Below are 25,570 nucleotides of genomic sequence, written 5' to 3' on the forward strand. Positions count from 1 at the left end.
TTAAATGCGGATTGTCACCTTTGTCCTGATCCTGCTGCTGGCGATGATCCAGTATCCGCTGTGGTGGGGGCACGGTGGCTGGTTGCGTGTTCACGAGTTGCAGCAGCAACTGGTCAACCAGACAAAGAAAAATGCGGATCTGAAGCTGCGCAACGAACGTGTGCAGGGCGAAGTCGCGGATTTGCAGAATGGTACGGCGGCTGTTGAAGAACGCGCGCGTTATGAAATGGGCATGATGAAGGACAGCGAGGTATTCGTGCAGTTTGTCTCGCCGAATTCCCCTGCGCCGGCCAACTCGGTGAACGCACAGTCCAGCGCGTCCACGCGAGGACAAGTTTCCGCCGCGCCTTTGCGAGTGGTGCCCAACCCGGTTTCACGATCGAAGGAAGAGCGCCGCGCGTTCGAGCGGCAGGCGACCAAAGAGAAGCAGGACGCCGCCAAGAAGAAAGCGGGCGGCTGAGGCTAGTCGAATCGACCCGACAGAATACAAAAAAGCCGTTCCAATGTAAGTTGGAACGGCTTTTACTATTTGCGGCCCTTCTCGACCCTTGGGAATCAGCCTTACCAATAATACCCCGGGTATCCAACCCCAATACCCGTACCCCATCTGTTACCCCACCCGCCGCTCGAATATCCGCCGTACACCGTCACCGGCGGCCGATAGTATTGCGAATACGCCTGAGCCGCGGCATCCGCAGCCATGGCCTGTTGCTGCTCGGCGAGCACCTGCCGGTCGATCTGGTTGTAGCGCTGTTGCTCTTCCGGGGAAAGCGGCTGGGCCGCATGATTCTGCGTGGCGGGCAGGCGGCTGTAAACCGGCGACGGTCCTGGCGGGTCCATCATGCACCCGCCGAGCGTGAGAAACGCTGAACCGCACACCGCGACGGCCAGTTTCTTCGATACAAATGCAAAGAGTTTCATGTCGACCTCCAGCGGGCCGGGCTACTAATCGGACAGGGATAATGCCACGTCGCGCATCGGCAAAGCGCCATCCCGCGACGTCTTGTTACAGACAACAGAACTCTTCCTGTGCGACGTCGATCAATGCCGTTGATCCGGCGCCGGGCTTACGGCTTGCGAGATTTCTCCCGCGACAAAAAGTTGCGCCACGTCCACGGGATCGAACTCATAGCGCTGGTTGCAGAATTCGCAATGGACTTCAACACTGCCACGCTCTTCGACCACGCTGTCGACTTCTTCCCGACCCAGCATTTTCAGCATTCCGCCGACTTTCTCGCGTGAACACGTGCATTCGAAACGAGCCTGAGCCGGCTCGAAGTGCTGCACGTTTTCCTGCCAGAAAAGCCGCTTGAATACAGTCTCAGGCTCTTCCTTCAACAACTCTTCATTCGACAGCGTGCCGCCGAGGTGACACACGCGCTGCCAGGTATCGGCGTCGTGTTCGCCCGGGTGCGGGACGATACCGCCATCGCCCGGAAGCTTCTGCAGCAGCATGCCCACCGCGCGCTCGGTGTTCGCGGCGAGCCACATGCGTGTATCGAGCTGCTCGGAGTGATGCATATAGTGTTCCAGCACTTCGGCCATCGATGCGAGCGGCCCATGCTCGCCGCTTAGCGGCACGATGCCCTGATACGCCTGCTGGCCGGGCTTCTTGTCGCGCGGGTCGAGCGTGATCACACAACGTCCCTGGCCATTGCGGTTCAGCAAGTCGGGGAGGGTCATGTCGTCGGTGATCGCGACGGGCGCTTCGCTCGCTCCTTCTATTGACTCAGCGAGTTTTGCCGTCGCGCGCAGCGACAGGTCCGAATTGCACTGCACGACGAGCATCGTCACCGGTCCGTCGCCGTAGATCTGCATGATCAACGTGCCATCGAACTTGAGATTCGCCGACAGCAGCGCGCAGGCAGCCATCATTTCGCCGAGCACATTGCGCACGGGCGCGGGATAGGAGCGGCGCGTGAGTACTTCTTGCCATGTATCGCGCAACGAGACGATCTCGCCGCGCACTGGCGCCGCGTTGAACATGAATTTTTGCAGCTGATCGTTAACCACGCTGGGGTCCTTTAATCGATTGCGCAAAACGCACGAAGCGGCATTCAGCCGATCCGCACGAGTTGCGCCTTGTAATATTCGCGGCGTTCCACGTAACCACGCGTGCCGCCCTGCATCTTCGCAATGTCCGCTTCCGTCAGTTCCCGCACGGCTTTCGCGGGTGCGCCGAGGATCAGGGTGTTATCGGGGAAAATCTTGCCTTCGGTCACCACGGCGCCTGCACCAACAAGGCAATTGCGGCCAATTACCGCGCCATTCAAGACCACCGCCTGAATTCCGATGAGCGCGCCTTCCTTGACGGTGCAGCCGTGCAGCATTGCCTGATGGCCGACGGTGACGTTCGCCTCAATGGTCAGGGGAAAGCCCGGATCGGTATGAAGCACCGCTCCCTCCTGGATATTGCTTCCATGGCCGAGCACGATCGGCTCGTTGTCCGCGCGCAGCGAGGCGCCGAACCAGACGCTCGAGTTCTCCTCAAGCGTTACGCGGCCGATGATGGTCGCCGTATCAGCGACAAATACGCTTTCGTGGATGGTCGGGGCGGCATCGCCGAGCTTGTAGATTGCCACTGTGTCTCCTGTGGGGCTGGAAGCGGAATTGGGCGGCAGGCTGGGGCGCCGCGGCTGGACAGTACAATCGGTCGCTGGTTGAGCTCTTGAACGGCGGCTCCAGCGCGTTTTGATGCTGAAATCTGAAATGCGACCGGGGAAACCGTTATTTTAGCCGGTTGCGGGGAAGTGCCGTGCGGCCGGCCGCCGAGGACGGGATTGCCCGGTTCCGGCGTATCAAGCATAAGCACGTCAAAACTCTTTGAGAATCATGTCCGACCCGCTCGATTTGTCCAGTTCGTCATCCTTTCTACTGAGTGTCCGGCACGCTGCACTCGCGCTGTTGCGCGAACGTGATCCGTCGACCAAAGCCCGCGCCACGCAGCTTTTCTACGACCGCATGCTCGCGATGGACATGACGCTCGACGTCACCGCCCGTATCACCGATCCGCTCGACCTGCCCGGGCGCCCCGACGCGCCGGAACTGGTGGCGCCTTCATCGCTCAAACGGCGCAGCATGCAGTCCGACGCCGGGCGCGCCGTGCTGTTGCACGCGCTCGCTCACATCGAATTCAACGCGATCAATCTGGCGCTCGATGCAGTCTGGCGGTTTCCATCGATGCCCGAGGCCTTTTACATCGACTGGTTCAAGGTGGCGGCTGAAGAAGCGCGGCATTTTTCGCTGCTGAGCGCGAGGCTGGCGGAGTTTGGTCACGCATATGGCGATTTTCCCGCCCACGACGGCCTTTGGGAAATGGCCGAACGCACGCGGGGCGACGTGCTCGCGCGCATGGCGCTGGTGCCGCGCACGCTCGAAGCGCGCGGCCTGGACGCAGCGCCGCCGATTCGCCGCCGTCTGGCGCAGGCGGGCGACCATGCATCGGCGGCTATCCTGGACATCATTCTCCACGACGAAATCGGCCACGTGCTCATTGGAAATCACTGGTTCCGGCACTTGTGCGACAAGGCGAACGCCGATCCGCACGTCGCCTACGAAGAACTCGCCGAGCGCTATCACGCGCCGAAACTGCGTGGACCGTTCAATTTCGAAGCGCGCCGCGATGCCGGTTTTGACGAGGCCGAACTGCGCGCGCTCGCAGGCCTCGACGCCACCGGGTCTTCCCGATGAAAACATCCACTTCCGACTTCGTCACCACACGCGGGACGCGCCTGCATGTCCGCCGCTGGGGCCGCCCCGACGCGCCCACGCTTTTCATGCTGCACGGGTGGATGGATGTATCGGCGTCATTCCAGTTCGTCGTCGATGCGCTCGCCGGCGAGTGGCAGGTCATCGCGCCCGATGCCCGCGGTTTTGGCCTGTCGGACTGGCCGGTGGCCGAGGGCAAGAGCGGAAACTACTGGTTCCAGGACTATCTCGCCGATCTCGATGCACTGATCGACCACTACACACCGCCACGCGAGGCGGTGAACCTGGTCGGCCACAGCATGGGCGCGAACGTCGTCTGCCTTTACGCGGGCGTTCGGCCGGAGCGAGTGCGCCGCGTGGTCGATCTGGAAGGGTTCGGGATGGCCGCGATGCAACCCGGGCGCGCGCCGGCACGCCTCACGCAATGGCTGGACGACCTTCGGGCGCCGCCGACGCTCAACACCTACGCCACTTTCGACGATGTCGCCCAGCGCCTGATCCGCACGAACCCGCGCTTGCCGCTCGCGAAGGCGCGTTTCCTGGCCGCCCACTGGTCGAAGCCAGACGGCGAAGGCCGCTTCCATTTACTCGCCGATCCCGCCCACAAGCTTCGTGGACCGGTGTTGTACCGGCTGGAAGAGGTGATGGCCGTCTGGTCGAAGGTCGAGGCGAAGGTCTTGCACGTGGAAGCCGTCGGGTCGCCGACTTTGGCTGCGATCGCGGCGGACGTTCCCATCGATGAATTCAAGCAGCGTTTCACCGCATTCCCGGATTGGCGCGAGGAACTCATCGATAACGCCGGCCACATGCTGCACCACGATCAGCCGGAGCGCGTCGCGGCGCTGATCGAAGCGTTTTGCGCGTGATCCGCTTTGACGCGTTGCAGTAGAATGAATAGATGACTCCCAGAGTTCCAACGATGAACGCCGACCTGCATTGCCATTCCACCGTTTCCGATGGCCAGCTCGCTCCAGCCGAGGTTGCCGCGCGTGCGCACGCAGGCGGCGTGACGCTGTGGTCGCTGACCGATCACGACCAGATCGGCGGCCAGCGCGAGGCGCGCGAAGCGGCCAGGGCGCTTGGAATGGACTATGTCGGCGGCGTCGAGATCTCGGTCACATGGGCGGGACGCACGGTTCATGTCGTGGGGCTCAATGTGGATGCGGATTGCCAGGAGCTCATCGACGGCCTTGCCGAGACGCGTAGCGGCCGCAGGGCACGCGGTGAGGCCATCGGGCAGGCGCTGGCCGCGATCGGCATCCCGGGCGCCTATGAAGGCGCGCTGACCTACGTGAACGACCCGGCAATGATCTCGCGCACACACTTCGCGCGTTTTCTGGTTGATAAAGGCTACGCAGAGTCCACCTCGGACGTGTTCTCGAAATACCTCGGTGACGGAAAACCGGGTTTCGTCGGCCATCGATGGTCGAAACTCGCCGACGCCATGAAATGGATCAAGGCGGCCGGCGGCGAAGCGGTGATCGCGCACCCGGGGCGGTATGATTTCTCGCAGGTCGAATTCGCCGCGCTCTTCGATGAATTCATCCAGCTAGGCGGCCGCGCCATTGAAGTGGTGACGGGCAGCCATACGCCGGATCAGTATCGGGAATATGCGGAGGTTGCGCGCCGCTATGGGTTCTACGCTTCGCGCGGTTCGGATTTTCACGCGGCGGGCGAGGGCCGTATCGACCTTGGCCAATTGCCGCCGCTTCCCGCCGACCTCAAACCCGTCTGGGAATGCCTGCGCTGAGCTTGTCCGCGAGGCTTCGCACGATCCTTGCACCACTCCACGCTTCCCTTGCGCCGTTTGTCGCGCAATAGCATGAATTTGCGGGTATTCTGCCGAGTTCACATGGAGAGCCTCGGGCAAACCGACGGATGCTCCCGCCGGGCAACTTTTCTAGTCCTCTGGTCATGTCTCAATTCTTTCGCATTCACCCGGATAATCCGCAGCCGCGGCTGATCAATCAGGCGGTGCAGATCATCAACGATGGCGGCATCGTGGCGTTGCCGACCGATTCGAGCTATGCGCTGGCGTGTCATCTCGATGACAAGGACGCCGTCGAGCGTATTCGCCGCATTCGCGGACTCGACGAGAAACAACTGCTTTCGCTGCTGGTGCGGGATTTGTCTGAGCTTTCAAATTTTGCGATCGTCGATAACCGGAACTATCGTCTGATCAAATCCGTGACACCGGGTCCTTACGTTTTCGTTTTGCAGGCAACCAAGGAAGTCCCGCGGCGCCTTTCGCATCCGTCGCGCAAGACGATCGGCCTGCGGGTGCCCAATCACGCCATCACGCTTGCGCTGCTGGAAGCGCTCGGACAACCGCTGCTGGGCTCCACGCTGATCATGCCCAATGATACCCATCCGCTCAACGACGCCGAAGAGATCCGCGAAAAGCTCGAAAAACAGATCGATCTCGTGATCGACGCCGGCGCCTGCCCAATGGAACCGTCAACCGTGATCGATCTGACGGGCGAAGTACCGGTCCTCGTGCGCCCGGGGCTGGGAAGCCTGGAGCCGTTCGGTCTCACCGCTGACAGCGCGCAATGACACGGGCGGGCAACATTTCCATCACCTGAATTTCCGCGATGACACAATAGGGCGGCGCGCGAGGCAAAGCGCACGCCTCGACGCGCGACGGCCCGCGAACGCTCGCACACACCGCCATGAGTGGCGCCACAACTGCTTGATACAATAGCGAGCTATGGATTCCTCCCTGATACAAACGATCGCGGTCTACGCGCTCCCCGTGATTTTCGCGATCACGCTGCACGAGGCCGCGCACGGCTACGCGGCCCGCCTCCTGGGCGACAACACGGCTTACGTGCTCGGCCGCGTCTCGCTTAATCCGATGCGCCACATCGACCCCATCGGCACGCTGGCAATTCCGCTGGTGCTGTATTTCGTCACGAGCGGCGCGTTCATGTTCGGGTACGCAAAACCGGTTCCGGTTGCATTCGGCAATTTGCGCAACCCGCGCTGGGGCAGTCTGTGGGTCGCGGCTGCCGGGCCGGCCAGCAACTTCGCGCAAGCGCTGATCTGGGGCGTGATTGCCGTGCTGCTCGCAGCATTCAATGTCAACGAACCCTTCCTCACGCGCATGGCTGCGGCGGGCGTGGGCGTGAACCTCGTGCTCGGCGTGCTCAACCTGTTCCCGCTGCCGCCGCTCGACGGCGGCCGTGTGCTGATGGCCTTGCTGCCGGTGCGTGCGTCGATCATGCTGTCGCGGCTCGAGCCCTACGGGTTTTTTATCGTGATGGCGCTGGTCATGACCGGCACCCTGACGCGTTTCTGGCTCGGACCGCTGGTGAGCGCCGGGTACGTCGCGGTGTCGGCCGTCCTGAATCCCCTTGCTTCGCTCTTCCAATAAAACCATGTTCCCTGACCGTATCTTCTCCGGCATGCGGCCTACCGGCTCGCTGCACCTAGGCCACTATCACGGCGTGCTCAAGAACTGGGTGCGGCTGCAGTCCGAATACCCGTGCTTTTTTGCGGTCGTCGACTGGCACGCACTGACGACGCACTACGAAACGCCCGAGGTGATCGAGAAGAACGTGTGGGAAGTGCTGATCGACTGGCTCGCTTCCGGCATCGACCCGGCGCAGGCCACGCTGTTCATTCAGAGCCGCGTGCCTGAGCACGCCGAACTGGCGCTGCTGCTCGGCATGGGGACGCCGCTCGGCTGGCTCGAACGCGTGCCGACCTACAAGGAGCAGATCGAGAAGCTGAAGGAAAAGGATCTCACCACATACGGTTTTCTCGGTTATCCGGTGCTGATGGCGGCAGACATCCTGCTGTATCGCGCGTCGCTCGTTCCGGTGGGCGAAGACCAGGTGCCGCACGTCGAAATGACGCGTGAAATTGCCCGGCGCTTCAACTATCTTTATGGACGTGAAGCGGATTTCGAAGAGAAGGCGCTCGATGCCGCCAAGAAGCTCGGCGGCAAGCGTGCAAAGCTTTATCACGAGTTGCGCGTCGCGTATCAGCAAGAGGGTGACGACGAAGCGCTCGAACAAGCACGCGCGATGCTGCAGGAATCGCAGAGCTTGTCCATGAACGATCGCGAACGGCTTTTCGGCTACCTGGAAGGCGCGCGCAAGATCATCCTGGTCGAGCCGCAAGTGCTGTTGACCGAAGCGTCGCGCATGCCGGGCCTCGACGGCGCCAAGATGTCGAAGTCGTATGGCAACACTATCGGCTTGCGTGAAGACGCCGAGAGCATCACGAAGAAAGTGCGCACCATGCCGACCGATCCGGCGCGTGTTCGCCGCACCGATCCGGGCGATCCGGACAAATGCCCGGTATGGCAGCTTCATCAGGTCTACACCGACGAAGCGACGCACGAGTGGGTGCAAAAGGGGTGCCGCACTGCAGGCATTGGCTGCCTCGAGTGCAAGCAGCCGGTGATCGAAGGGATCCTGCGCGAGCAGCAACCCATGCTCGAGCGCGCACAGAAATACATGGATGACCCTTCGTTGTTGCGTGCCATCGTGGCCGATGGCTGCGACAAGGCGCGCAAGTTTGCAGTCGAGACCATGCGCGACGTTCGCGACGCCATGGGCCTGTCTTACAACTGAAGCAAGCCGTGATGCCGACGCCCGCGCTGTATTCGCCCCCAACCACCGCCAGTGCATGGATCGAGCAATGGTCGCATCTGGTGGAAAAGGGCGGTGCGGTGCTTGACGTGGCGGCCGGCAACGGCCGTCATTCGCGGTTTTTTGCATCGCGTGGACACGACGTTCTGGCACTGGATCGCGATGAAACCGCGCTCGCCAGTCTCGCTGCCGTGCAGCACGTAAGCACGCGTTGCGCCGATCTTGAAAATGCGGCGTGGCCCTTGCGCGAAGACGAAATGTTCGCCGCCGTGGTCGTGACGAACTATCTTCACCGGCCGTTATTTCCCTTTCTTCTCGATGCCCTCGCGCCCGGCGGCGTGCTGCTCTACGAAACCTTTGCCGCAGGCAATGCGCAATTCGGCAAGCCATCGAATCCGGATTTCCTGCTCAATCCCGGCGAACTTCTCGACGCCGTGCGCCCGCGCTTGCGGGTCATCGCTTATCAGGATGGATTTATCAGCGCGCCGCGTGCATCCTGCGTGCAGCGCATCTGCGCCGTAGCCGGGCCGGCGCCTCTGTCCACGGGCCTTACGGACCGTAACAATGCCGCACCCCCGGATCGTTACGTTCTACAGTCCTAATCCGCTACAATCGCGGTTTCCGACCAATTTCCCTAGCGTTTCATGACAAACGGAACACACGGCGGCATCCAGATCCGCGGCAGCATTCCTGCCATCGTCACCCCGATGCACGAGGACGGTAGTCTCGATCTGCCGGCGTTTCGAAAACTGATCGACTGGCATGTTGAAGAGGGCTCGAACGGGCTCGTGGTCGTCGGCACCAGTGGTGAGTCCGCCACGCTCTCCGTGGAAGAACACGTGTTGATGGTGAAAACCGCCGTCGAACATACGGCCAAGCGCTTTCCGATCATCGCGGGCGCGGGTGGCAACTCCACCTCGGAGGCCGTCGAACTGGCGCGCGCCGCGAAGGAAGTTGGCGCGGACGCTACGCTGCAAGTGGTTCCGTATTACAACAAGCCCACCCAAGAGGGCATGTACCAGCACTTTCGCAAGATCGCGGAATCGGTTGATCTGCCGGTGATCCTGTACAACGTGCCGGGCCGTACTGTTGCCGACATGAATCACGACATCGTGATCCGCCTGGCAAACGTGCCAGGAATCATCGGCGTGAAGGAAGCGACGGGCAACATCGATCGTGCAGCGAATCTGATCAACGAGGCACCCGCGCATTTCGCAATCTACAGCGGTGACGATCCGACCGCGATCGCGTTGATGCTGCTCGGCGGCCACGGCAATATTTCGGTGACCGCGAACGTGGCACCGCGTGCAATGAGCGAACTCTGCCGTGCGGCGCTGGCCGGCGACGCCATCACGGCACGCAAGATTCATTTGAGCCTGCTGTCGCTGCACAAAAACATGTTCTGCGAGTCGAATCCGATTCCCGCGAAATGGGCGCTGACCGCGCTTGGGCGCATGGGGAGCGGGATTCGCCTGCCGCTGACGCCGCTCGACGCGCGTTATCACGACGTCGTGCGCGCCGCGTTGCGCGAGACCGGGCTTTTGGCCTGACTTACCGCGGGCGGATGCGCTTGAACAACACGCGCGTTCGCCTGCATGCAGTGCATCCCGGCCGCACAACCGTTCGGCCAGCCAGCGAGTGTCATCAACCCGTCGTTCATCGACCCGTTCCCGGCTTAGCTTCCAGGCAACGCGCATTCAGCATCACGAAGGACCTCATGAAACGTTCTGCCTTAATCAACAACGCTCGCACCATTGGCGCGCTGTCGCTTGCAATCGGCACGCTGATCTCGCTTGGCGGTTGTGACACCTTGAACGATTGGCTCGCGCCTGACCGTGTGAATTACAAGGGTGCTGAAACGGCGCCGTCGCTGGCAGTGCCGTCGGATCTGACCACCGGCGACATCAGCCAGCGATACGCTGCACCGCCCAAGCTGAATTCGCTCGGCGGCGCGGCACCGCGTTCGCTGACGCCGGCAGGCAATGCGACAGTCGGTTTGCCGACGCCGCAAGACCCGTTCGGCATGCACGTGGAACGCGACGGCGACCGCCGCTGGCTAGTGGTCGACGGCCGCTCGCCCGACCAACTCTGGCCACAGTTGCAGGAGTTCTGGGAAGAGAACGGTTTCACGCTCAAGACCGATGCGCCGGCCACCGGCATCATGTCCACCGACTGGGCCGAGAATCGCGCGAACATTCCGGACGACTGGTTCAGGAAGAGCGTGGGCAAGCTGATCGACTTTGCGTATTCATCGGGTACGCGCGACCAGTTCCGCACGCTGGTGGAACGTGGCTCGAACAACTCCACGGACATTTCGATCAGCCACGCCGCGATGGAAGAAGTGCTGACCGGCCAGGACAAGACCTCATCGAAATGGGAAGAGCGTCCGCGCAACCCGGCGCTCGAAGCTGCGTTCCTTGCGAAGCTGATGGAGAAGTTCGGTCTCACGGATGCACAAGCCAAACAATTGCTGACCGAAGCACGTCCGGCCGAGCCGGCTGTCGCACTGGATCAATCGGGCGGCACGTCTACGCTCGACATTTCCGAGCCGTTCGATCGCGCCTGGTTGCGAGTCGGTTTGGCGCTTGACCGTACCAACTTCACCGTGGACAACCGGGACCGCGCGAAGGGCGTGTATTACGTGCGTTTCTCCGACTCCATGGCGGAGCTGAAGAAGGAAGGGCTGCTCGGCAAGCTGTTCACCGGCAGCGCGCCGAAGCCCTCACGCGAATTCATGGTCAATGTGCGTCCGAAGGCCGATGCCCTGACGCAGGTCGCCGTGGTCGATGCGAACGGTCAGGTCGATACATCGACTGACGCTCAACGTATCGTTGCGTTGTTGCATGCGCAGTTGAACTAGGTCCCGACCAATGCGCTTTGCCAGTCTCGGCAGCGGCAGTGAAGGCAACGCGTTGCTGGTCGAGTCGGCCAGCGGCACGATCACCACGCGCGTGCTGCTGGACTGTGGTTTTTCAGCCAAGGAAGTCGAGCGGCGCCTTGCGAGGCTCGACGTTCGCCCTGATCAGCTCGATGCCATTTTCATCACGCACGAGCATACGGATCACATTGGCGGCGCGCTGACGCTGGCGCGCAAATGGTCCATACCGGTACACATGAGCTGGGGCACGGCGCGCGCGGTAGGCGCCGATGACGCACCGGTCGACCTGCATGTGCTCTGGGGCGACGAGAGCGTCGCTGTGGGCAACCTGCATGTGCTGCCCTACACAGTTCCCCACGACGCACGCGAACCCCTCCAGTACGTGTTTTCCGACGGCGCAAGCCGCTTGGGCGTCCTGACGGATGTGGGCGTTGCTACGCCGCATATCGCCAGCACGTTGAGCGGTTGCGATGCGCTGGTGCTCGAATCCAATCACGACATGGAGATGCTCGCGACGAGCCGCTATCCTGCGTCGTTGAAGGCCCGCATCAGCGGCATGCATGGGCATCTGAACAACGACGCGGCGGCGGCCATCCTTGCATCGCTGGATCGATCGAAGCTGCGTCATCTGGTGGCCGCCCATTTGAGCCAGCAGAACAACTTGCCTGAGCTGGCGCAGGCGGCCCTTGCTTCGGTCTTGGGCGCGACGGCCGCCGACGTGATGGTCGCGACGCAGGCGGATGGCTTCGACTGGCTATCCCTTTGAAGCGTCCTCCGTGACAGGCATATCGAACTTTTAAATCAAGAAGCACCAGACGTAAAAAAACCGGCCCGAGGGCCGGTTTTTTCGTAAGCCTACAAAATCAACCTTGTGGGCTTACTGCGGAGGCTTCGTTTCCTGCTGGATCAATCATGCTCAAGAGCGGGAAACTTGGCCTCTGACTCAATACTTACTGGCTCGCGCCCGAAGCAGCAGCAGCCGGAGCAGCAGCGTCCGATGCCGTTGCAGCAGCCGAAGCTGCGTCGCTTGCAGCAGCCGTAGCGCTCGATGCTGCGTCCGTTGCGGAAGCCGCAGCGTCCGAAGCAGCAGCTGCCGGTGCCGAAGCAGCCGACGTATCGCTAGCAGCGCCCGGAGCAGCCGTATCGCTAGACTTGTTGCATGCAGCAAGAGCAACAGCAGCCAACAGGGATGCTACGAGGAGAGATTTCTTCATGATCACGTCCTTTTATGGTTAAAGGTAAGCAACAGCGCAAAGTACCGGTAATGTGTGCTCCAACACCGACCCGGGCCGTTGTGGACTCACATTATGTATGGTTGTGAGACTTCCTACGGCTTGGGCGGAAATTATATGCACTTTCGTACTGACCGTCGATAAATGCAGGGACAATACGTTGTCTTTCTCATACATTTCATCAGCCTGCGATAACAACCCGGCGAACAACAAGACCAAACAACGCTAGGCGTTCGCGTCGACTTGAATCCAGCCCGCACAATACCACTCGTGCAGTAAGACTGTCATTGACGATTCTCCAGAGAGTGTTACAAACCGTTTCCCCTCCAGATATCGCTTGTCAGCAAGCTCGGGCAGCCATTTTCTGGCTTTCGGCGACATTAACTCGCGTTCGCCGTTGAGAAAATAAGCGTGCTTGTCGTAAAGCAGCACGGTTTTTCTATCGAGCTTCAAACCGGACTGCTTCGCGCGCTCAATAAATCGCTTTTCATTCAAAGGTCGTTGTGGCGGATCAAATACGACATTCGCCTTGGGTTCGCTCAAATAAGTACCGAGAAAACCAGCAACCTCCTTTTCAGTCCATTCGATGTTCGCAAGGATCGCGCCTACCCGCTCGACCAGAAGGGGCGGCAATTGCGCGGGATTCGTGACGGCCGGCTGAGTCGGGTCGCGGTAACGCTGTTCGCCCTTGCCGCGGCCACCCGACATCTCTTCCATGCGCTCAGCCAGGTGATACAGGAATTGTCCCGACAGTTCGGCGGCGGACGGTGCGCGAAAGCCGATAGAGCATGTCATGCATTCGCCTTCGGCCACGCCGTCATGGGCGATATGAGGCGGCAGATAAAGCATGTCGCCCGGCTCGAGCACCCATTCCTCATCGGCTTCGAAGTGCTGTAAAACTTTCAACGGCAACCCCTCTTTTAGCGAGAGATCGCGCTGCGCACCGAAACGCCAGCGGCGTTTGCCATGGACCTGCAGCAGGAAGACATCGTAGGAATCGAAATGCGCGCCGACACCGCCGCCGTCCGTCGCGTACGAGATCATGAGGTCGTCCAGCCGCGCATCAGGTATGAAACGGAAGCGGTCGAGGAGCGACCGGGCGCGGTCGTCGTGCAGGTTCACGCCTTGCACGAGTAATGTCCAGTCACGCTTTTTTACGGACGGCAGTTCATCTGGCGCAAACGGGCCATGTTCCATTGCCCAGGATTGGCGAAAATGGGTGATCAGGCGTGATTCGGCGTCGTCGTTGTCGGCGAGGTCGAACAGTTCGTCGCGCGAGAGGGGCACCTGGATGCCGGGAATCGCCTGACGGATCAGCAGCGGCTTTTTCTGCCAGTACCGGCGCATGAACTGCGCGGGCGAGAGGCCGCCAAGGAGGGTTGAAGGTTCGTCGGGAAGCGGCACCGCGAAAGGACTTGAGGGAACGTTTGGGGACCGCGCTGGCATCGTATAATTGAGGCTTGTATCTTGGAGAATCCAATGAAAATCGCAAAAGACACCGTCGTATCAGTCGCCTATAAGCTGTCTGACGCTCATGGCAACCTGATCGAGGAAAGCGACGAGCCGATGGTCTATCTGCACGGCGGCTATGATGGCACGTTCCCCAAGATCGAGGAAGCACTCGACGGTCAGGAAGCCGGCTATCAGACGCAATTGCAGCTCGAGCCGCAAGACGCGTTCGGCGAGTACGATCCCGATCTCGTGAAGGTGGAGGCGCGTGGCCGCTTTCCGGAGCCGCTCGAAATCGGCATGCAATTCGAGGGCACGCCGGAAGACGGCGAGGACGAACTCGATTCGCTCATCTACACAGTGACCGATGTAGCAGAAGACAAGGTCGTGCTCGACGGCAATCATCCGCTCGCCGGCATGGCGCTGCGTTTCGCGTTGAACGTGCAGGAAGTGCGTGAAGCCACCGAAGACGAGAAAGAGCACCAGCACGCGCATGGGCTCGATGGTCTCGAAGTGCTCGACGAGGACGATGAAGAGCCGGGCAAGGACGCGGGTCCGACCTTGCATTGAGGCGGTTCGGTTTTATCGGTTGATCGGGATCGGAAGTGAACACAAGGCGCAGGCAGGTTGCTGCGCCTTTGTTTTATTTCATTGACCATCTGCTTTATTCGATGCACCGCTTGCAGGTGTTATTGGGTTCGAAGGCGCGTTCAGGATCGGCGGCACAGTCGGCGGCGGATTCGGATTCAGCAACGGTGGCATCTGAGGCGTGGCATTGGACGCTGCGCCGTCGCTCGCGGGCGCAGGCGCCGGATGTTGCTGCACCGGTTGCATCTCCTGGAAAAAAGATGACGGTCCCGGCGCGCCGTTTTCAACGCTCGGCACAGACGATGCAGCCGGCGCCGATGCCGGAGGCGACCCTTGAGCTTGCGCGTTCGGCCGCACGGTCACGTCCCGCACGCGGACACGAAACGGCGGTCGCCAGCTCAGGTCGGATTCGACTTCGAGCCATTGCGTTCGCGGATTCTTCAATCCGACCTCGATGCGCGTCAGATTCGCCACCACGGTCCCCTTGTCATTGCGCAAGGGTTGATCGATACGAAAACCTTTGACAATAGGTGTGTCGGAGCCGTGAATCACAATCATCGGACCCCGAAACGATTCTGCGGCTTTCACAAGGCTGCGCTTGAGCTCGAGAAACCCGTCGCGTGATGTATCGCCGCGCGAAAACCGCAACCACGCAAACCGATCACGCCGTTCATAGCGCGTAAAGTCCGGATCACCTTGCAGGATCACCACGACCGCACGCATGTCGGTGCGGCGCGCGGTTTCGACCGCGTGTTCCAGCCAGAAAGCGTTGGCGACGGAGCGGTCCTCGAACTCGCCGTTGCGTCCGCCGGCGGTCAAATAATGATTGTTCGGCGCGGGCGCATTCAATCCGATGAACGCAATGCCGTTGGTCTGCCATCGCACGTTTTCGCGGAACGGACGAAAGCGCGCAACGTCGCTTTCGCGAATCACGCTCATGGGCGTCTGACCGAGAGAGTTCGAATCCGCGAAGAACGACTGGCGAATGAAGTCCAACCGCTCGACCGGATCATAGCCACCCGCTTGCGACGAACTGCACGACGCCCAGTCATTGCCGCCAGGCAGCAGGACCACGGGTTTGCGCGAGCTATCGAAGATCTGCTGGCGCGTGTTGTACAGGGCGTCGCGACAAGGTTCGGCTTCGCTTTTCAGATTGCCGTCGTAGACGATGAACGACGTATTGCGATCGCGTCCGATGGCATCGAGCATCTGTTGCAGCGTGGTCTCGTCACTTGATCTGTTCACCACGTTCGATGCAATCGCGAAACTCATCGGCGGCGCCTCGGCGCACGCCGCTTGCGCGGCCATGACGACGCAGGCGAGGGCAAACGCGTGTGTCACGCGCGCACGCCGCCAGTGAGCGCGATACGCGCAATTAGCGAGATGCATCCGGAGCGTGCGACGCCAGCTCATGTAGTTCGTACAGCAGGTCGAGCGCGTCGCGGGGACGCACCTCGTTGGGATCGATCGCACGAAGGCGGTCAAGCGCCGGGTGAGGCGCGGCCGACTCGTCGCGCGCTTCGGGTTCGTTAATATCCGTGAGATCTGCCGGCGGGGGCGCGAACAGGTCGAATTGCGGCGACGCCTGGCCGATGGACTGCTGCTCCAGATGCGCCAGGTGTTTTCTGGCGGCCTTGATCACGGCAGGCGGAACGCCTGCGAGTTGCGCCACTTGCAATCCGTAACTCTGGTTCGCAGGACCTTCGTTGACCGAGTGCAAAAACACGATGCCATGGTCATGCTCGACCGCCGACAAGTGCACGTTCGCGGCGTGCGCGAACTCGGCCGGCAACTGGGTCAATTCGAAATAATGCGTGGCGAACAGCGTATGGCAGCCGTTGTGCGAGAGCAGGTGCCGTGCAATCGCCCAGGCGAGCGCGAGGCCGTCGAAAGTCGATGTGCCGCGGCCGATTTCGTCCATCAGTACGAGACTCGACGGGGTGGCGTCGTTGAGGATGGCCGCGGCTTCGGTCATCTCGACCATGAAGGTCGAGCGGCCGCCCGCGAGGTCGTCAGCCGCGCCAATGCGCGTAAAAATCCGGTCGATCGGACCAAAGCTCGCGCGCTTGGCCGGCACGTAACTGCCCACGTACGCAAGCAGCGCGATCAACGCCGTCTGGCGCATGAACGTCGATTTACCGCCCATGTTCGGACCGGTGACCAGCAACAGTTTGCGTTCGGTGTTCAGGCAACAATCGTTGGCGATGAACTGTTCGACTTGCGCTTCGACTACTGGATGCCGCCCTTGTTCGATATCGATGCCCGAGTCGCCCGCAAACGACGGCGCCACCCAGTCGAGCGCGAGTGCGCGTTCGGCGAATGCGCTCAGCAGATCCAGTTCTGCTAACGCCGCCGCCACGCGCTGACAATCGCCGATATGCGGTAGCAACGTCTGCAGCAGCGCGTCGTAGAGCATGCGCTCGCGGGCGAGCGCGCGGTCCTGCGCGGACAGCGCCTTGTCTTCAAACGTCTTCAGCTCCGGCGTGATGTAACGCTCGGCATTCTTGAGCGTCTGACGGCGCCGGTAGTCGTCCGGAACCTTGTCCGTCTGACCTCGCGTGACTTCAATGTAAAAGCCATGCACCTTGTTGTACTCGACTCGCAGATTCGCGATCCCCGTGCGGGCGCGCTCGCGCGTTTCCAGGTCGATCAGGAACTGGTCGCAGTTCTCCGAGATGTCACGCAACTCGTCGAGATCCGCGTCATAACCGCGCGCCATCACACCGCCGTCGCGAATCAGCACGGCAGGCTCCTTGGCAATCGCGCGGGTCAGCAGTTCGAGGCATTCCGGCGGCGGTTCGAGCGAGGCATCGATACGTTCAAGCCATGCCGCGTGCACCTTGACCGAAGCGAGCCGTTCGCGCAGTTGCGGCAGGGCGGCGAAGGTATCGCGCAAGCTCGAAAGATCGCGTGGTCGTGCCGACAACAGTGCAAGCCGGCCCGTGATTCGTTCGATATCCGAAATCTGGCGAAGTGCTGTGCGCAGGCCGTCGAGGCTTGCGTCCGGCGGTGCTTCCAGCAATGCGCCGATCGCGCGCTGCCTTCCCTGGGCGATGGTCGAATCGCGCGGCGGATGGTGCAGCCAGTGGCGCAGCAAACGGCTGCCCATGGTTGTGCAGCAGGTGTCGAGCAACGAACAGAGTGTCGGAGATTCCGTGCCGCGGAGTGTTTCGGTCAATTCCAGATTGCGTCGCGTGGCCGGGTCCAGTCCGATGTACTCCGACTCGTACTCCACCTTGAGGCTTCGGACGTGCCGCAATTGCTGACCTTGGGTTGCGGCGGCATAGAGCAGCAGCGCACCGGCCGCTCCACATGCGCAGGTCAGCGAGTGGGCGCCGAAACCGTCGAGGCCCGCGACATCGAGTTGCTCGCACAAGCGCTGCGTGCCGGAGCCGACATCGAAGTGCCATGCGGGTACGCGCGTGGTTGCGCCGACGTTCGGAACCTGGAACGGTGCGTTCGATTCCGAGAACGAGTCGGCCACCAGCGTTTCCGCCGGCCGGATGCGTTCAAGTGCCGCGCCCAGTTGATCCGGCGCCACTTCAGCAAGACGCAACGCGCCGCTTGCAAGATTGAGCCACGCAAGCCCCACGCTCGTCACAACACCGCGACGGTTGTGTGCAGGGCATAACGCCAGCAGGAAGACGTCGTTTTTATCGGAGAGGAGAGCCGCGTCAGTGAGCGTGCCGGGCGTGACGACGCGTACGACCTTGCGCTCGACCGGTCCCTTCGATGTCGCCGGGTCACCGATCTGCTCGCAGATGGCGACCGACTCGCCGAGCTTCACCAGCTTGGCAAGATATTGCTCGCACGAATGATGCGGAATGCCCGCCATCCTGATGGGGTTGCCGCCCGATGCACCGCGTTGCGTGAGAGTCAGGTCGAGCAGGCGCGAGGCTTTGACAGCGTCGTCGAAGAAAAGCTCGTAGAAATCGCCCATGCGGTAGAACACGAGGGTCCCCGGATGCTCCGCCTTGATTCGCAAGTACTGCTGCATCATCGGCGTGTGATGCGACAGGTCGACCGGCACAGCGGAATCGATGCGCTGCGCGTCAGGTGCGGCGGGAGAAACGGAGGTGTGAGTGCCCATCGTGATTGCTTGGATTTCGCGAATGTCTAAGATGTCTAAGGGCACGAGTGTACCGCGTCAGGGCCTTGGCGACCCCCTGGCCGGATGGCTAACGAGAGGTCGAGATCTTGACGTTTTCGAGCGATCTTCACGCCGTAAAAGCAAAAACGCCGGCAAGCCGGCGCTTTTGCTTTGATCATGCTTGCGATTTTACGAACGTCCTGCCAGAAAACCGACCAGCAGCGCAAGGCCCGCGACGGCGCCCAGCGTGTGCCACGGCTTGTCGTGGACGAATTCATCAGCGTAACCGGCGGCGTCGTTGAAACGATCCGCGATCGCCGAGGACGACCCATCGAATTGCGAACGCGCTGTCTTCAGCTTGGACTGCAAGTCCTTGCGCAACTGGTCCACATTGACGTCTTTCGCGTCGCGGATTGAACTGTCGAGCTCGTCCAACAATCCGCGCAGTTGCGTGCTGGCCGAATCGACCACGTCGCTTGCGCCACGCACAGCACGTCGGCCGACCTTGGCGGCGTCATTGATGTTGCTATCGAGTGTAGAACGTGAAAACAAACCCATTTGCAGCTCCTTTGACGTGTCCCTGGTTTATTTCGATCCGCGCTTTTCAGTCGCGCGGCTCTCAATCGAGCAAAGTGTCCAGCAAATACCGTTCCTGCACCAGGCGTTTTATCATTCTTCCACCAGCGCGCCAAGGTCGACCGTGCGCTCGTTGCGCGCGTGCCGCCGCATCGCGAGGCCCATCATCAGGCAAATAAACACCCCGAACACCACGATGATCCATTCCACCGGCAGTTTGGTCGTGAGCAAGAGTGCGTAGGCGCCGAGCATCGATAACACCGCCAGGTTCTGGTTGAAGTTTTGCACCGCGATCGACGCGCCTGCCGTCAGCAAGGTCGCACCGCGATGCTGCAAGATTGCGTTCATCGGCACGATGAAAAACCCCGACAGCGCGCCAAGCAGGATCATCAGTGGATAAGCGCCGAGGATATAAAGCGGGGCAAACAAGGGCCCGATATGCACGCCCGATCCGGCCGGAAACAGGTCCTTGTTATAGAACGCCATGCAGATGGCCACGGCGCCGGTCACGACTCCGATCGGCAACACCTTGAGCGAACTGCGCAACGGCACCCAGGCGGCAGCGGCCGATGCGCCGATCGCAATGCCCAGTCCCGTCACGCCTTGCAGAACGGCCGCTTTGGAGAGCGACAGGCCGAGGTTGGCATCGGCCCATTTGAGGACGAGCAACTGCAGCGTGACGGCGGCGCCCCACAGCAGCGTGGTCACCCACAACGCGATCTGGGCGAGCTTGTCGCTCCACAGAACCTTGAACGCATGCGTGAAATCGCCAACGAGTTTCGATGGTTCCTTCAGGCGGTTCTTGTAGCGCGCGCCAGTATCGGGAATACCGATGTTGATGACGGCGGCGGCCGCATACACGACCATGACCGCGAACATGGCGGCGTCGGCCGCCGAGCGGATCAGGACGAGGTGCGCCGCGCTTACGAAATGTTCCACGTACTGGCTGACCAGTGCGCCGCCAATCACGGTACCGAGAATGGTCGAACCGACAGTCGCCGATTCAAGCCATGCGTTCGCCGGGATGAGTTTTTCGGGTGGCAACAGTTCGGTGAGAATGCCGTATTTGGCGGGCGAATACGCAGCGGCGCCCAGACCTACGACGCCGTACGCGATCATCGGATGCACGCCCAGGATCATCAGCGCGCAGCCGCCGGCCTTGAGCGCGTTGGAGATGAACATGACATGGCGCTTTTGCATGGCATCGGCGAATGCACCGACAAATGGCGCGAGCAGCACATAGGAAATGGTGAAGAAGATCTGCAGCAGCGGCGTCACCCAGGACGCCGAATGCATCACCGAAAGCATCGCGATGGCGGCAATGAGCAGCGCGTTGTCGGCAAGCGACGACACGAACTGCGCGGCGATGATCGTATAAAAGCCTTTTTTCATGTGACGGCAGGGCGGCAGCGAAGGGTGAGGAGACTCGGATGAGGAAGCGCCGCGAGCGGCCGGACGGGACACTGTAGCGGAGGCGGGCGCTGCGTGCATGAACGCCGCGGACCAACATGAGACCCGTTCCGGACATCAAGTGCAATCTGCGTGCTCCAACAAAAAAGGCGGCCGCAGCCGCCTTTCGCTCAACCGTTACGCGCTCGTGCGCGTGGTCGTGAAGGGATCGAGGATCTTGATCATTTGCGCGTACACCTTAGGGTTCGCCGCGACAATCTCGCTCTTGTGCAGGAAGTCGGATTCGCCGGTGTAGTTGCCGACCAGTCCGCCGGCTTCCGTGATCAGCAGGCTGCCCGCCGCCACGTCCCACGCCTTGATACCTTGTTCAAAAAACGCATCGAGACGGCCTGCGGCCACGTTGGCCAGATCGAGCGCGGCCGCGCCCGGACGACGCAATCCGGCGCACGCTTCGGTCATTTGCGTGAAAAGCTTGCTGTAGGCTTCCAGACCGTCACCTTCGCGAAACGGGAAGCCGGTGCCAACGAGGGCGTCGCCGAGACGATCCAGCTTGCCCACGCGGATGCGCCGCTCGTTCAGGTAAGCGCCCGAACCGCGCGAGGCGGTGAAAAGGTCATTGCGAGTGGGATCGTAGACGACGGCCTGCGTGATGATGCCCTTGTGGGCAAGCGCAATGGAAACGCAGTAATACTGAAAACCGTGGATGAAGTTGGTCGTGCCGTCGAGCGGATCGATGATCCACTGGAATTCGGATTCCTTGTCCAGTTCGCCGGATTCCTCGGCGAGGATGGAATGCTTCGGATAAGCAGTCGTCAGCGTTTCGATGATCGCGGCTTCCGACGCCTTGTCGACTTCCGTCACGAAGTCGTTGTGCTGCTTCTTGCTGACCTGGATCCGGTCCAGATCGAGCGACGCGCGGTTGATGATCTGTCCGGCGCGGCGAGCGGCCTTGACAGCAATATTGAGCATCGGATGCATGAATAGAGTCCTTTGCCCGGCGGCTGCGCTCCACGCCATGCGCGTGAAGCCGGAACCCCGAGCGGAAAGTGCCCAACCGGCGGGCAGAATCGACGTTTGTGTCGACGGCAACAAATTGAAGAAGAGCGATGCACGTGCCTTTTTTCAACCTGAAACTGGCTGAAAACAGCGTAAGGCGCGCGCGAACTGCGTATTTTACCCGAGTCGGGCAGGGCGCGGGTTATGCCCGTTGCGCCGCGATGCACACATTGGAAACCTCGTCTGGCGATACCATGACGGTTTTCCTACCTTTTTCGCAAGCGTTCTATCGTGACCACGAACTCTTCCCCGGATCAACCCGGCGACGCCTTCTCATCGACCCGGTTCGTGCTCGTCGAGCCGAGCCATCCAGGCAATGTCGGCGCAGCGGCGCGCGCGCTCAAGACCATGGGATTTTCCCGGCTGATCGTGGTCGCGCCGAAAATCCCGTTCGTCACCCGCGAACCCGAAGCCATCGCGATGGCCTCGGGCGCCGATGGCGTGCTGGCATCAGCGCAAGTCGTCGAAACACTCACCGATGCACTCAGCGGCGTCCATTGGTCCATCGCGCTCACGGCCCGCACGCGGGAATACGGACCGCCGCAAATGGCGCCGCGCGCAGCCGTTGGAAAAGCCTGCGAGCAGGGCGAGGGCGGCGGCGCGATTGCGCTGGTGTTCGGCAACGAGCGCGTGGGGTTGTCGAACGCGGATGTCGAGCGATGCAGCGCGCTTGCACATATTCCGGCCAATCCGGCGTACAGCTCGCTCAATCTCGCGCAGGCGGTCCAGGTCCTGGCTTATGAGTTGCGGCTTGCGCTGCTCGAGCGTACTGAAGTGCCTGCCGCTTCGGTCCCGAGCGCCGCGGCCAGCGCGCCAAGCGACGAGATCGAAGGCATGTACGCGCATCTCGAACAGGCGCTGGTCGCGCTCGATTTCCTCGATCCGGCCAACCCGAAGAAGCTGATGTCGCGTTTGAGGCGCCTCTTTTCGCGCTCGGGGCTGGAGCACGAAGAAGTGAATATCCTGCGCGGAATCGCCAAGCACATTCTTCTGCGGGTCAAGCGCTGAACGAGTTCAGACCGTGCTGCCAGCGGGGGCATCGGCGCGTTTCCGGACGGCTCGTCCTACAATCTGCGCAAAAGAAGCTATCGATACCCGAAATCGTGCTGAGCCATACGGCCGGGCGTTTTCGTAATAACCCCAGCAGATCACCGACCGAGCCACGCCATGTTCAGCCGACTTCGTGAAAACATTGCCGCCATCCGCGAGCGCGATCCCGCCGCCCGCAGCGCCTGGGAAGTCGTGACGTGTTACCCGGGCTTTCACGCTGTCGTGCTGCACCGGATCGCGCATGCGTCGTGGGTGTCAGGCGGGCGCTGGTTCGGGCGCTTCGTCTCGCAGTTCGCGCGTTTCTTGACAGGCATCGAGATCCATCCGGGCGCGACGCTCGGTCGACGCGTGTTTATCGATCACGGGATGGGCGTGGTTATCGGGGAAACAGCGGTTATCGGCGATGAATGCACGATCTACCAGGGCGTCACGCTCGGTGGCACGTCGCTCGAGCGCGGCGCGAAACGGCATCCGACGCTCGAACGGGGCGTGATCGTCGGCGCGGGCGCGAAAGTGCTCGGCGGATTTACGGTCGGCGCTGACGCGAAGATCGGTTCGAACGCGGTCGTGGTGAAGCCCGTTCCGGCGGGCGGAACGGCGGTGGGCAATCCGGCGCGCGTTGTCATGCCGGCGACCGCGAAGCCCGTTGAGAAAGACTGCACGCCCGAGCGTTCCGCCTTTTGCGCGTACGGAATCACGCCGAACGCCGATGACCCCGTCTCGCTCGCCATTCACGGCCTGATCGATCATGCGTCGACGCAAACGCACCGGGTGGATGAGATCGTCGCGGCGCTGGACAAGCTGGGTACACGCATCGATGCCATCAGCGGCGTGGATAACGCGGCGTTCATCGACTTGAAGCGGCTTTCGGATGTGATGAAAGGCGAAGCGGCGCGTCGTTAGAAGCTGACTAAAACCCGTTACAGCGGCAGCGCGCGGATTCCCTCGGCGTCCACGCGCAGATAACCGCCGCGTGGCTCGCCATGATCGAGTTCCCAATCGGGCATGACCCATCGGACGCCATCGTTTTCACGATGCCGCGCGGGCAAGTGCGTGTGGCCGTGAATCATCGTATGCGTGCCGGTGCTGGCGAACAACTGCGCCACGGCGCTTCGCGTCACGTCGTATTTGGCCTGCACGGGGCGCATCCGTCCATCTTCGCTCGTTGACCGCATGCGTTCCGCAATCGATAACCGCAGCTTCAGCGGCAAGCTCAGGAACACCTGCTGCGCAACCTGATTACGCGCAAAACGGCGAAAGCGCTGGTACGCGGGGTCATCGGTGCAAAGCGCGTCGCCGTGCGCGACCACGATCCGCGTGCCGAATGCGGTGATGACGAAAGGATCGGGCAACGACATTGCGCCGGCCGCGCGCATGAAACGCTTGCCGAGCAGGAAGTCGCGATTTCCGTGCATCACGTACAAGCCGATGCCACGCTCGGACAACGTATGCATCAGCGCCGTCATGCGCCGCGCGAACGCCGCGCGCGGACCTTGCACGCAGGCCGCGAGCACGTCGTCGCCAACCCAGAATTCGAACAGATCGCCGAGGATGAAAACCGAGTCTGCGTCGTTCGCCGTCACTTCGATGAAATGCTCGAACGCCGCCACCGTCTTCGGAATGGCGTCGCTCAGATGGAGATCGGAAATGAAAAACAGCGGGCGCGCTGTAGCATGCGCGCCCGCTGTTTCCATTGAATCGATCAAGCCGTGCGTCAAGTCAGTCATTCACCGACTACAACAGCCTTCTCGATCACGACGTCATCCGCCGGCACGTCCTGATGAAAACCCTTCGAGCCGGTCTTCACCTTGCGGATCTTGTCGACGATATCCATGCCGTCCACGACCTTGCCGAACACCGCATAACCCCAGCCCTGCGACGTCGGCGCCGTGTGGTTCAGGAACTCGTTGTCGCCCACGTTGATGAAGAACTGCGCGGTCGCCGAATGCGGATCGTTCGTGCGTGCCATGGCGAGCGAACCGACTTCGTTCTTCAGGCCATTGTTCGCTTCGTTGTCGATGGGTGCGTCCGTCGGCTTTTGCGTCATGCCCGGTTCGAAGCCGCCGCCCTGGATCATGAAACCGTCGATCACGCGATGGAACACGGTGTTGTCGTAGTGACCTTTCTTGACGTAGTTCAAGAAATTCTCGACGGACTTCGGCGCCTTTTCAGCGTTCAGTTCGATCTTGATGATGCCGTGATTCGTATGGAGTTCGACCATGATGAATTCCTTTCCTTTTCAAGAGTTGTTGGAGCATTACGCGACGCGCACGGCGTATGCCTGCTGCTGCAGCTTTTACTTTCCGACCACGCTGGCGGACTCGATCACGACGTTCGATTGCGGCACATCGCCCATGGGACCGCGCGTGGTGGTGGGCGTAGCTTCGATCTTCTTGACCACGTCCATGCCGGAGACGACCTTGCCGAATACGGCATAACCGTTGCCGTCGCCGTTGGGGTAATCGAGGCCGGTGTTATCGACGGTATTGATGAAGAACTGCGACGTGGCCGAGTTCGGATCGCTCGTGCGGGCCATCGCGAGGGTGCCGGTGCTGTTCTTCAAGCCGTTCTTGCTTTCAAGCGGAATGGGCGCGCGCGTGGGCTTCTCAGCGAAGCTCGTGGTATAGCCGCCGCCCTGGATCATGAAGCCTGGAATCACACGATGAAAGATCGTTCCGTTGTACTGGCCGGACTTCACATAATCGAGAAAGTTGGCGACGCTCTTCGGCGCCTTTTCAGGATAAAGCTCGACCTTGATTTCGCCTTGCGATGTCTTGAGCAGCACGTTCGGATGAGCGGCCGCCGGCGACGACTGGGCAAAAGCAGGCGCCTGGGCAATGAGTGCAGCGCTGCCGAGCGCCAACAACAAACTTTTCATGAGCAATCGATCCTCTGGTTGGAGCTGCATCGTGTAGCGGTCTGTACGGACATC

27 protein-coding genes are annotated in these 25,570 nt (G+C 61.3%); 14 read left to right on the plus strand and 13 right to left on the minus strand.

The window, feature by feature from the left end; genetic code table 11:
• The first annotated feature begins 4 nt into the window (after positions 1-4).
• Positions 5-460, plus strand: a complete 456-nt coding sequence (gene ftsB, locus AXG89_RS11585) for a cell division protein FtsB (protein ID WP_061999072.1) — start codon at positions 5-7, stop codon at positions 458-460.
• Positions 461-561: 101 nt separating this feature from the next.
• Here the strand turns inward: ftsB and AXG89_RS11590 are convergent, their stop codons facing one another.
• The 3 genes from AXG89_RS11590 to AXG89_RS11600 form a co-directional block, all read right to left on the minus strand.
• A complete protein-coding gene (locus tag AXG89_RS11590; RefSeq protein ID WP_061999073.1) occupies positions 562-921 on the minus strand; it encodes a hypothetical protein in 360 nt (119 codons plus the stop codon).
• A 120-nt stretch (positions 922-1,041) separates the two neighbouring features.
• Complete coding sequence (gene hslO / locus AXG89_RS11595; RefSeq protein ID WP_062000799.1) at positions 1,042-1,986, minus strand: Hsp33 family molecular chaperone HslO; 945 nt, start codon at positions 1,984-1,986, stop codon at positions 1,042-1,044.
• Positions 1,987-2,057: 71 nt separating this feature from the next.
• Positions 2,058-2,582, minus strand: coding sequence for a gamma carbonic anhydrase family protein (locus AXG89_RS11600; protein WP_061999074.1), 525 nt, complete (start codon positions 2,580-2,582; stop codon positions 2,058-2,060).
• A gap of 250 nt (positions 2,583-2,832) precedes the next feature.
• On the opposite strand from AXG89_RS11600, the gene AXG89_RS11605 reads away from it, so the two are divergent.
• The 10 genes from AXG89_RS11605 (at position 2,833) to AXG89_RS11650 (ending at position 11,953) form a co-directional block, all read left to right on the plus strand.
• A complete protein-coding gene (locus AXG89_RS11605; RefSeq protein ID WP_061999075.1) occupies positions 2,833-3,690 on the plus strand; it encodes a ferritin-like domain-containing protein in 858 nt (285 codons plus the stop codon).
• Positions 3,687-4,574 (plus strand): alpha/beta fold hydrolase, encoded by an 888-nt coding sequence (locus AXG89_RS11610; RefSeq protein ID WP_062169759.1) that lies wholly within the window; start codon positions 3,687-3,689, stop codon positions 4,572-4,574. Before AXG89_RS11605 ends, AXG89_RS11610 begins: the two co-directional genes overlap by 4 nt.
• A gap of 53 nt (positions 4,575-4,627) precedes the next feature.
• Positions 4,628-5,458 carry a 3',5'-nucleoside bisphosphate phosphatase gene (locus AXG89_RS11615; protein ID WP_061999077.1) on the plus strand — a complete coding sequence of 277 codons (831 nt, stop codon included), beginning with the start codon at positions 4,628-4,630 and terminating at the stop codon, positions 5,456-5,458.
• Positions 5,459-5,622: 164 nt separating this feature from the next.
• Entirely contained in the window at positions 5,623-6,264 is a 642-nt protein-coding gene (locus AXG89_RS11620) for an L-threonylcarbamoyladenylate synthase (protein ID WP_062169760.1), read from the plus strand.
• A 154-nt stretch (positions 6,265-6,418) separates the two neighbouring features.
• On the plus strand, positions 6,419-7,084 hold the full coding sequence (locus AXG89_RS11625) for a site-2 protease family protein (RefSeq protein ID WP_061999079.1): 666 nt from the start codon (positions 6,419-6,421) through the stop codon (positions 7,082-7,084).
• 4 nt (positions 7,085-7,088) lie between these two features.
• A complete protein-coding gene (locus AXG89_RS11630; protein WP_061999080.1) occupies positions 7,089-8,291 on the plus strand; it encodes a tryptophan--tRNA ligase in 1,203 nt (400 codons plus the stop codon).
• A gap of 11 nt (positions 8,292-8,302) precedes the next feature.
• Positions 8,303-8,911: a class I SAM-dependent methyltransferase gene (locus AXG89_RS11635; RefSeq protein WP_062169761.1), complete on the plus strand. Its 609-nt coding sequence runs from the start codon at positions 8,303-8,305 to the stop codon at positions 8,909-8,911.
• Between the two features lie 42 nt (positions 8,912-8,953).
• Entirely contained in the window at positions 8,954-9,859 is a 906-nt protein-coding gene (dapA, locus tag AXG89_RS11640; RefSeq protein ID WP_062169762.1) for a 4-hydroxy-tetrahydrodipicolinate synthase, read from the plus strand.
• Between the two features lie 167 nt (positions 9,860-10,026).
• Positions 10,027-11,169: an outer membrane protein assembly factor BamC gene (gene bamC / locus AXG89_RS11645; protein WP_062000800.1), complete on the plus strand. Its 1,143-nt coding sequence runs from the start codon at positions 10,027-10,029 to the stop codon at positions 11,167-11,169.
• Positions 11,170-11,179: 10 nt separating this feature from the next.
• On the plus strand, positions 11,180-11,953 hold the full coding sequence (locus AXG89_RS11650) for an MBL fold metallo-hydrolase (RefSeq protein WP_062169763.1): 774 nt from the start codon (positions 11,180-11,182) through the stop codon (positions 11,951-11,953).
• 184 nt (positions 11,954-12,137) lie between these two features.
• Here AXG89_RS11650 and AXG89_RS11655 read toward each other — a convergent pair whose 3' ends face one another.
• Positions 12,138-12,401 carry a hypothetical protein gene (locus AXG89_RS11655; protein ID WP_075360448.1) on the minus strand — a complete coding sequence of 88 codons (264 nt, stop codon included), beginning with the start codon at positions 12,399-12,401 and terminating at the stop codon, positions 12,138-12,140.
• Positions 12,402-12,644: 243 nt separating this feature from the next.
• Positions 12,645-13,865 carry a cupin domain-containing protein gene (locus tag AXG89_RS11665; protein ID WP_082771402.1) on the minus strand — a complete coding sequence of 407 codons (1,221 nt, stop codon included), beginning with the start codon at positions 13,863-13,865 and terminating at the stop codon, positions 12,645-12,647.
• Positions 13,866-13,898: 33 nt separating this feature from the next.
• Here AXG89_RS11665 and AXG89_RS11670 point away from each other — a divergent pair, with 33 nt between their 5' ends.
• Positions 13,899-14,438 carry an FKBP-type peptidyl-prolyl cis-trans isomerase gene (locus tag AXG89_RS11670; RefSeq protein WP_061999085.1) on the plus strand — a complete coding sequence of 180 codons (540 nt, stop codon included), beginning with the start codon at positions 13,899-13,901 and terminating at the stop codon, positions 14,436-14,438.
• Positions 14,439-14,516: 78 nt separating this feature from the next.
• Here the strand turns inward: AXG89_RS11670 and AXG89_RS11675 are convergent, their stop codons facing one another.
• From AXG89_RS11675 to AXG89_RS11695, 5 genes are all read right to left on the minus strand, one after another.
• The gene (locus AXG89_RS11675; protein ID WP_082771403.1) at positions 14,517-15,869 is read right to left on the minus strand and encodes a hypothetical protein; all 1,353 of its coding nucleotides are present in this window, start codon (positions 15,867-15,869) and stop codon (positions 14,517-14,519) included.
• Entirely contained in the window at positions 15,832-18,456 is a 2,625-nt protein-coding gene (mutS, locus tag AXG89_RS11680; RefSeq protein WP_236873421.1) for a DNA mismatch repair protein MutS, read from the minus strand. The genes AXG89_RS11675 and mutS overlap by 38 nt, the downstream gene beginning before the upstream one ends.
• 279 nt (positions 18,457-18,735) lie before the next feature.
• On the minus strand, positions 18,736-19,104 hold the full coding sequence (locus AXG89_RS11685; protein WP_061999087.1) for a DUF883 family protein: 369 nt from the start codon (positions 19,102-19,104) through the stop codon (positions 18,736-18,738).
• Positions 19,105-19,215: 111 nt separating this feature from the next.
• A complete protein-coding gene (lplT, locus tag AXG89_RS11690) occupies positions 19,216-20,514 on the minus strand; it encodes a lysophospholipid transporter LplT (protein ID WP_061999088.1) in 1,299 nt (432 codons plus the stop codon).
• A gap of 195 nt (positions 20,515-20,709) precedes the next feature.
• Positions 20,710-21,510, minus strand: a complete 801-nt coding sequence (locus AXG89_RS11695; protein WP_062169767.1) for an inositol monophosphatase family protein — start codon at positions 21,508-21,510, stop codon at positions 20,710-20,712.
• 309 nt (positions 21,511-21,819) lie between these two features.
• Here AXG89_RS11695 and AXG89_RS11700 point away from each other — a divergent pair, with 309 nt between their 5' ends.
• Both AXG89_RS11700 and cysE read left to right on the plus strand, forming a co-directional pair.
• A complete protein-coding gene (locus AXG89_RS11700; protein WP_236873332.1) occupies positions 21,820-22,596 on the plus strand; it encodes an RNA methyltransferase in 777 nt (258 codons plus the stop codon).
• 159 nt (positions 22,597-22,755) lie between these two features.
• The gene (cysE, locus tag AXG89_RS11705; RefSeq protein ID WP_062169769.1) at positions 22,756-23,541 is read left to right on the plus strand and encodes a serine O-acetyltransferase; all 786 of its coding nucleotides are present in this window, start codon (positions 22,756-22,758) and stop codon (positions 23,539-23,541) included.
• A gap of 17 nt (positions 23,542-23,558) precedes the next feature.
• Here the strand turns inward: cysE and AXG89_RS11710 are convergent, their stop codons facing one another.
• The 3 genes from AXG89_RS11710 to AXG89_RS11720 form a co-directional block, all read right to left on the minus strand.
• Complete coding sequence (locus AXG89_RS11710) at positions 23,559-24,365, minus strand: UDP-2,3-diacylglucosamine diphosphatase (RefSeq protein ID WP_082771404.1); 807 nt, start codon at positions 24,363-24,365, stop codon at positions 23,559-23,561.
• Positions 24,362-24,859 carry a peptidylprolyl isomerase gene (locus AXG89_RS11715; protein ID WP_061999092.1) on the minus strand — a complete coding sequence of 166 codons (498 nt, stop codon included), beginning with the start codon at positions 24,857-24,859 and terminating at the stop codon, positions 24,362-24,364. The genes AXG89_RS11710 and AXG89_RS11715 overlap by 4 nt, the downstream gene beginning before the upstream one ends.
• A gap of 75 nt (positions 24,860-24,934) precedes the next feature.
• Positions 24,935-25,516: a peptidylprolyl isomerase gene (locus AXG89_RS11720; protein ID WP_062169770.1), complete on the minus strand. Its 582-nt coding sequence runs from the start codon at positions 25,514-25,516 to the stop codon at positions 24,935-24,937.
• Positions 25,517-25,570 lie beyond the last annotated feature (54 nt).

The sequence above is a fragment of the Burkholderia sp. PAMC 26561 genome (assembly GCF_001557535.2).
GTDB lineage: Bacteria > Pseudomonadota > Gammaproteobacteria > Burkholderiales > Burkholderiaceae > Caballeronia.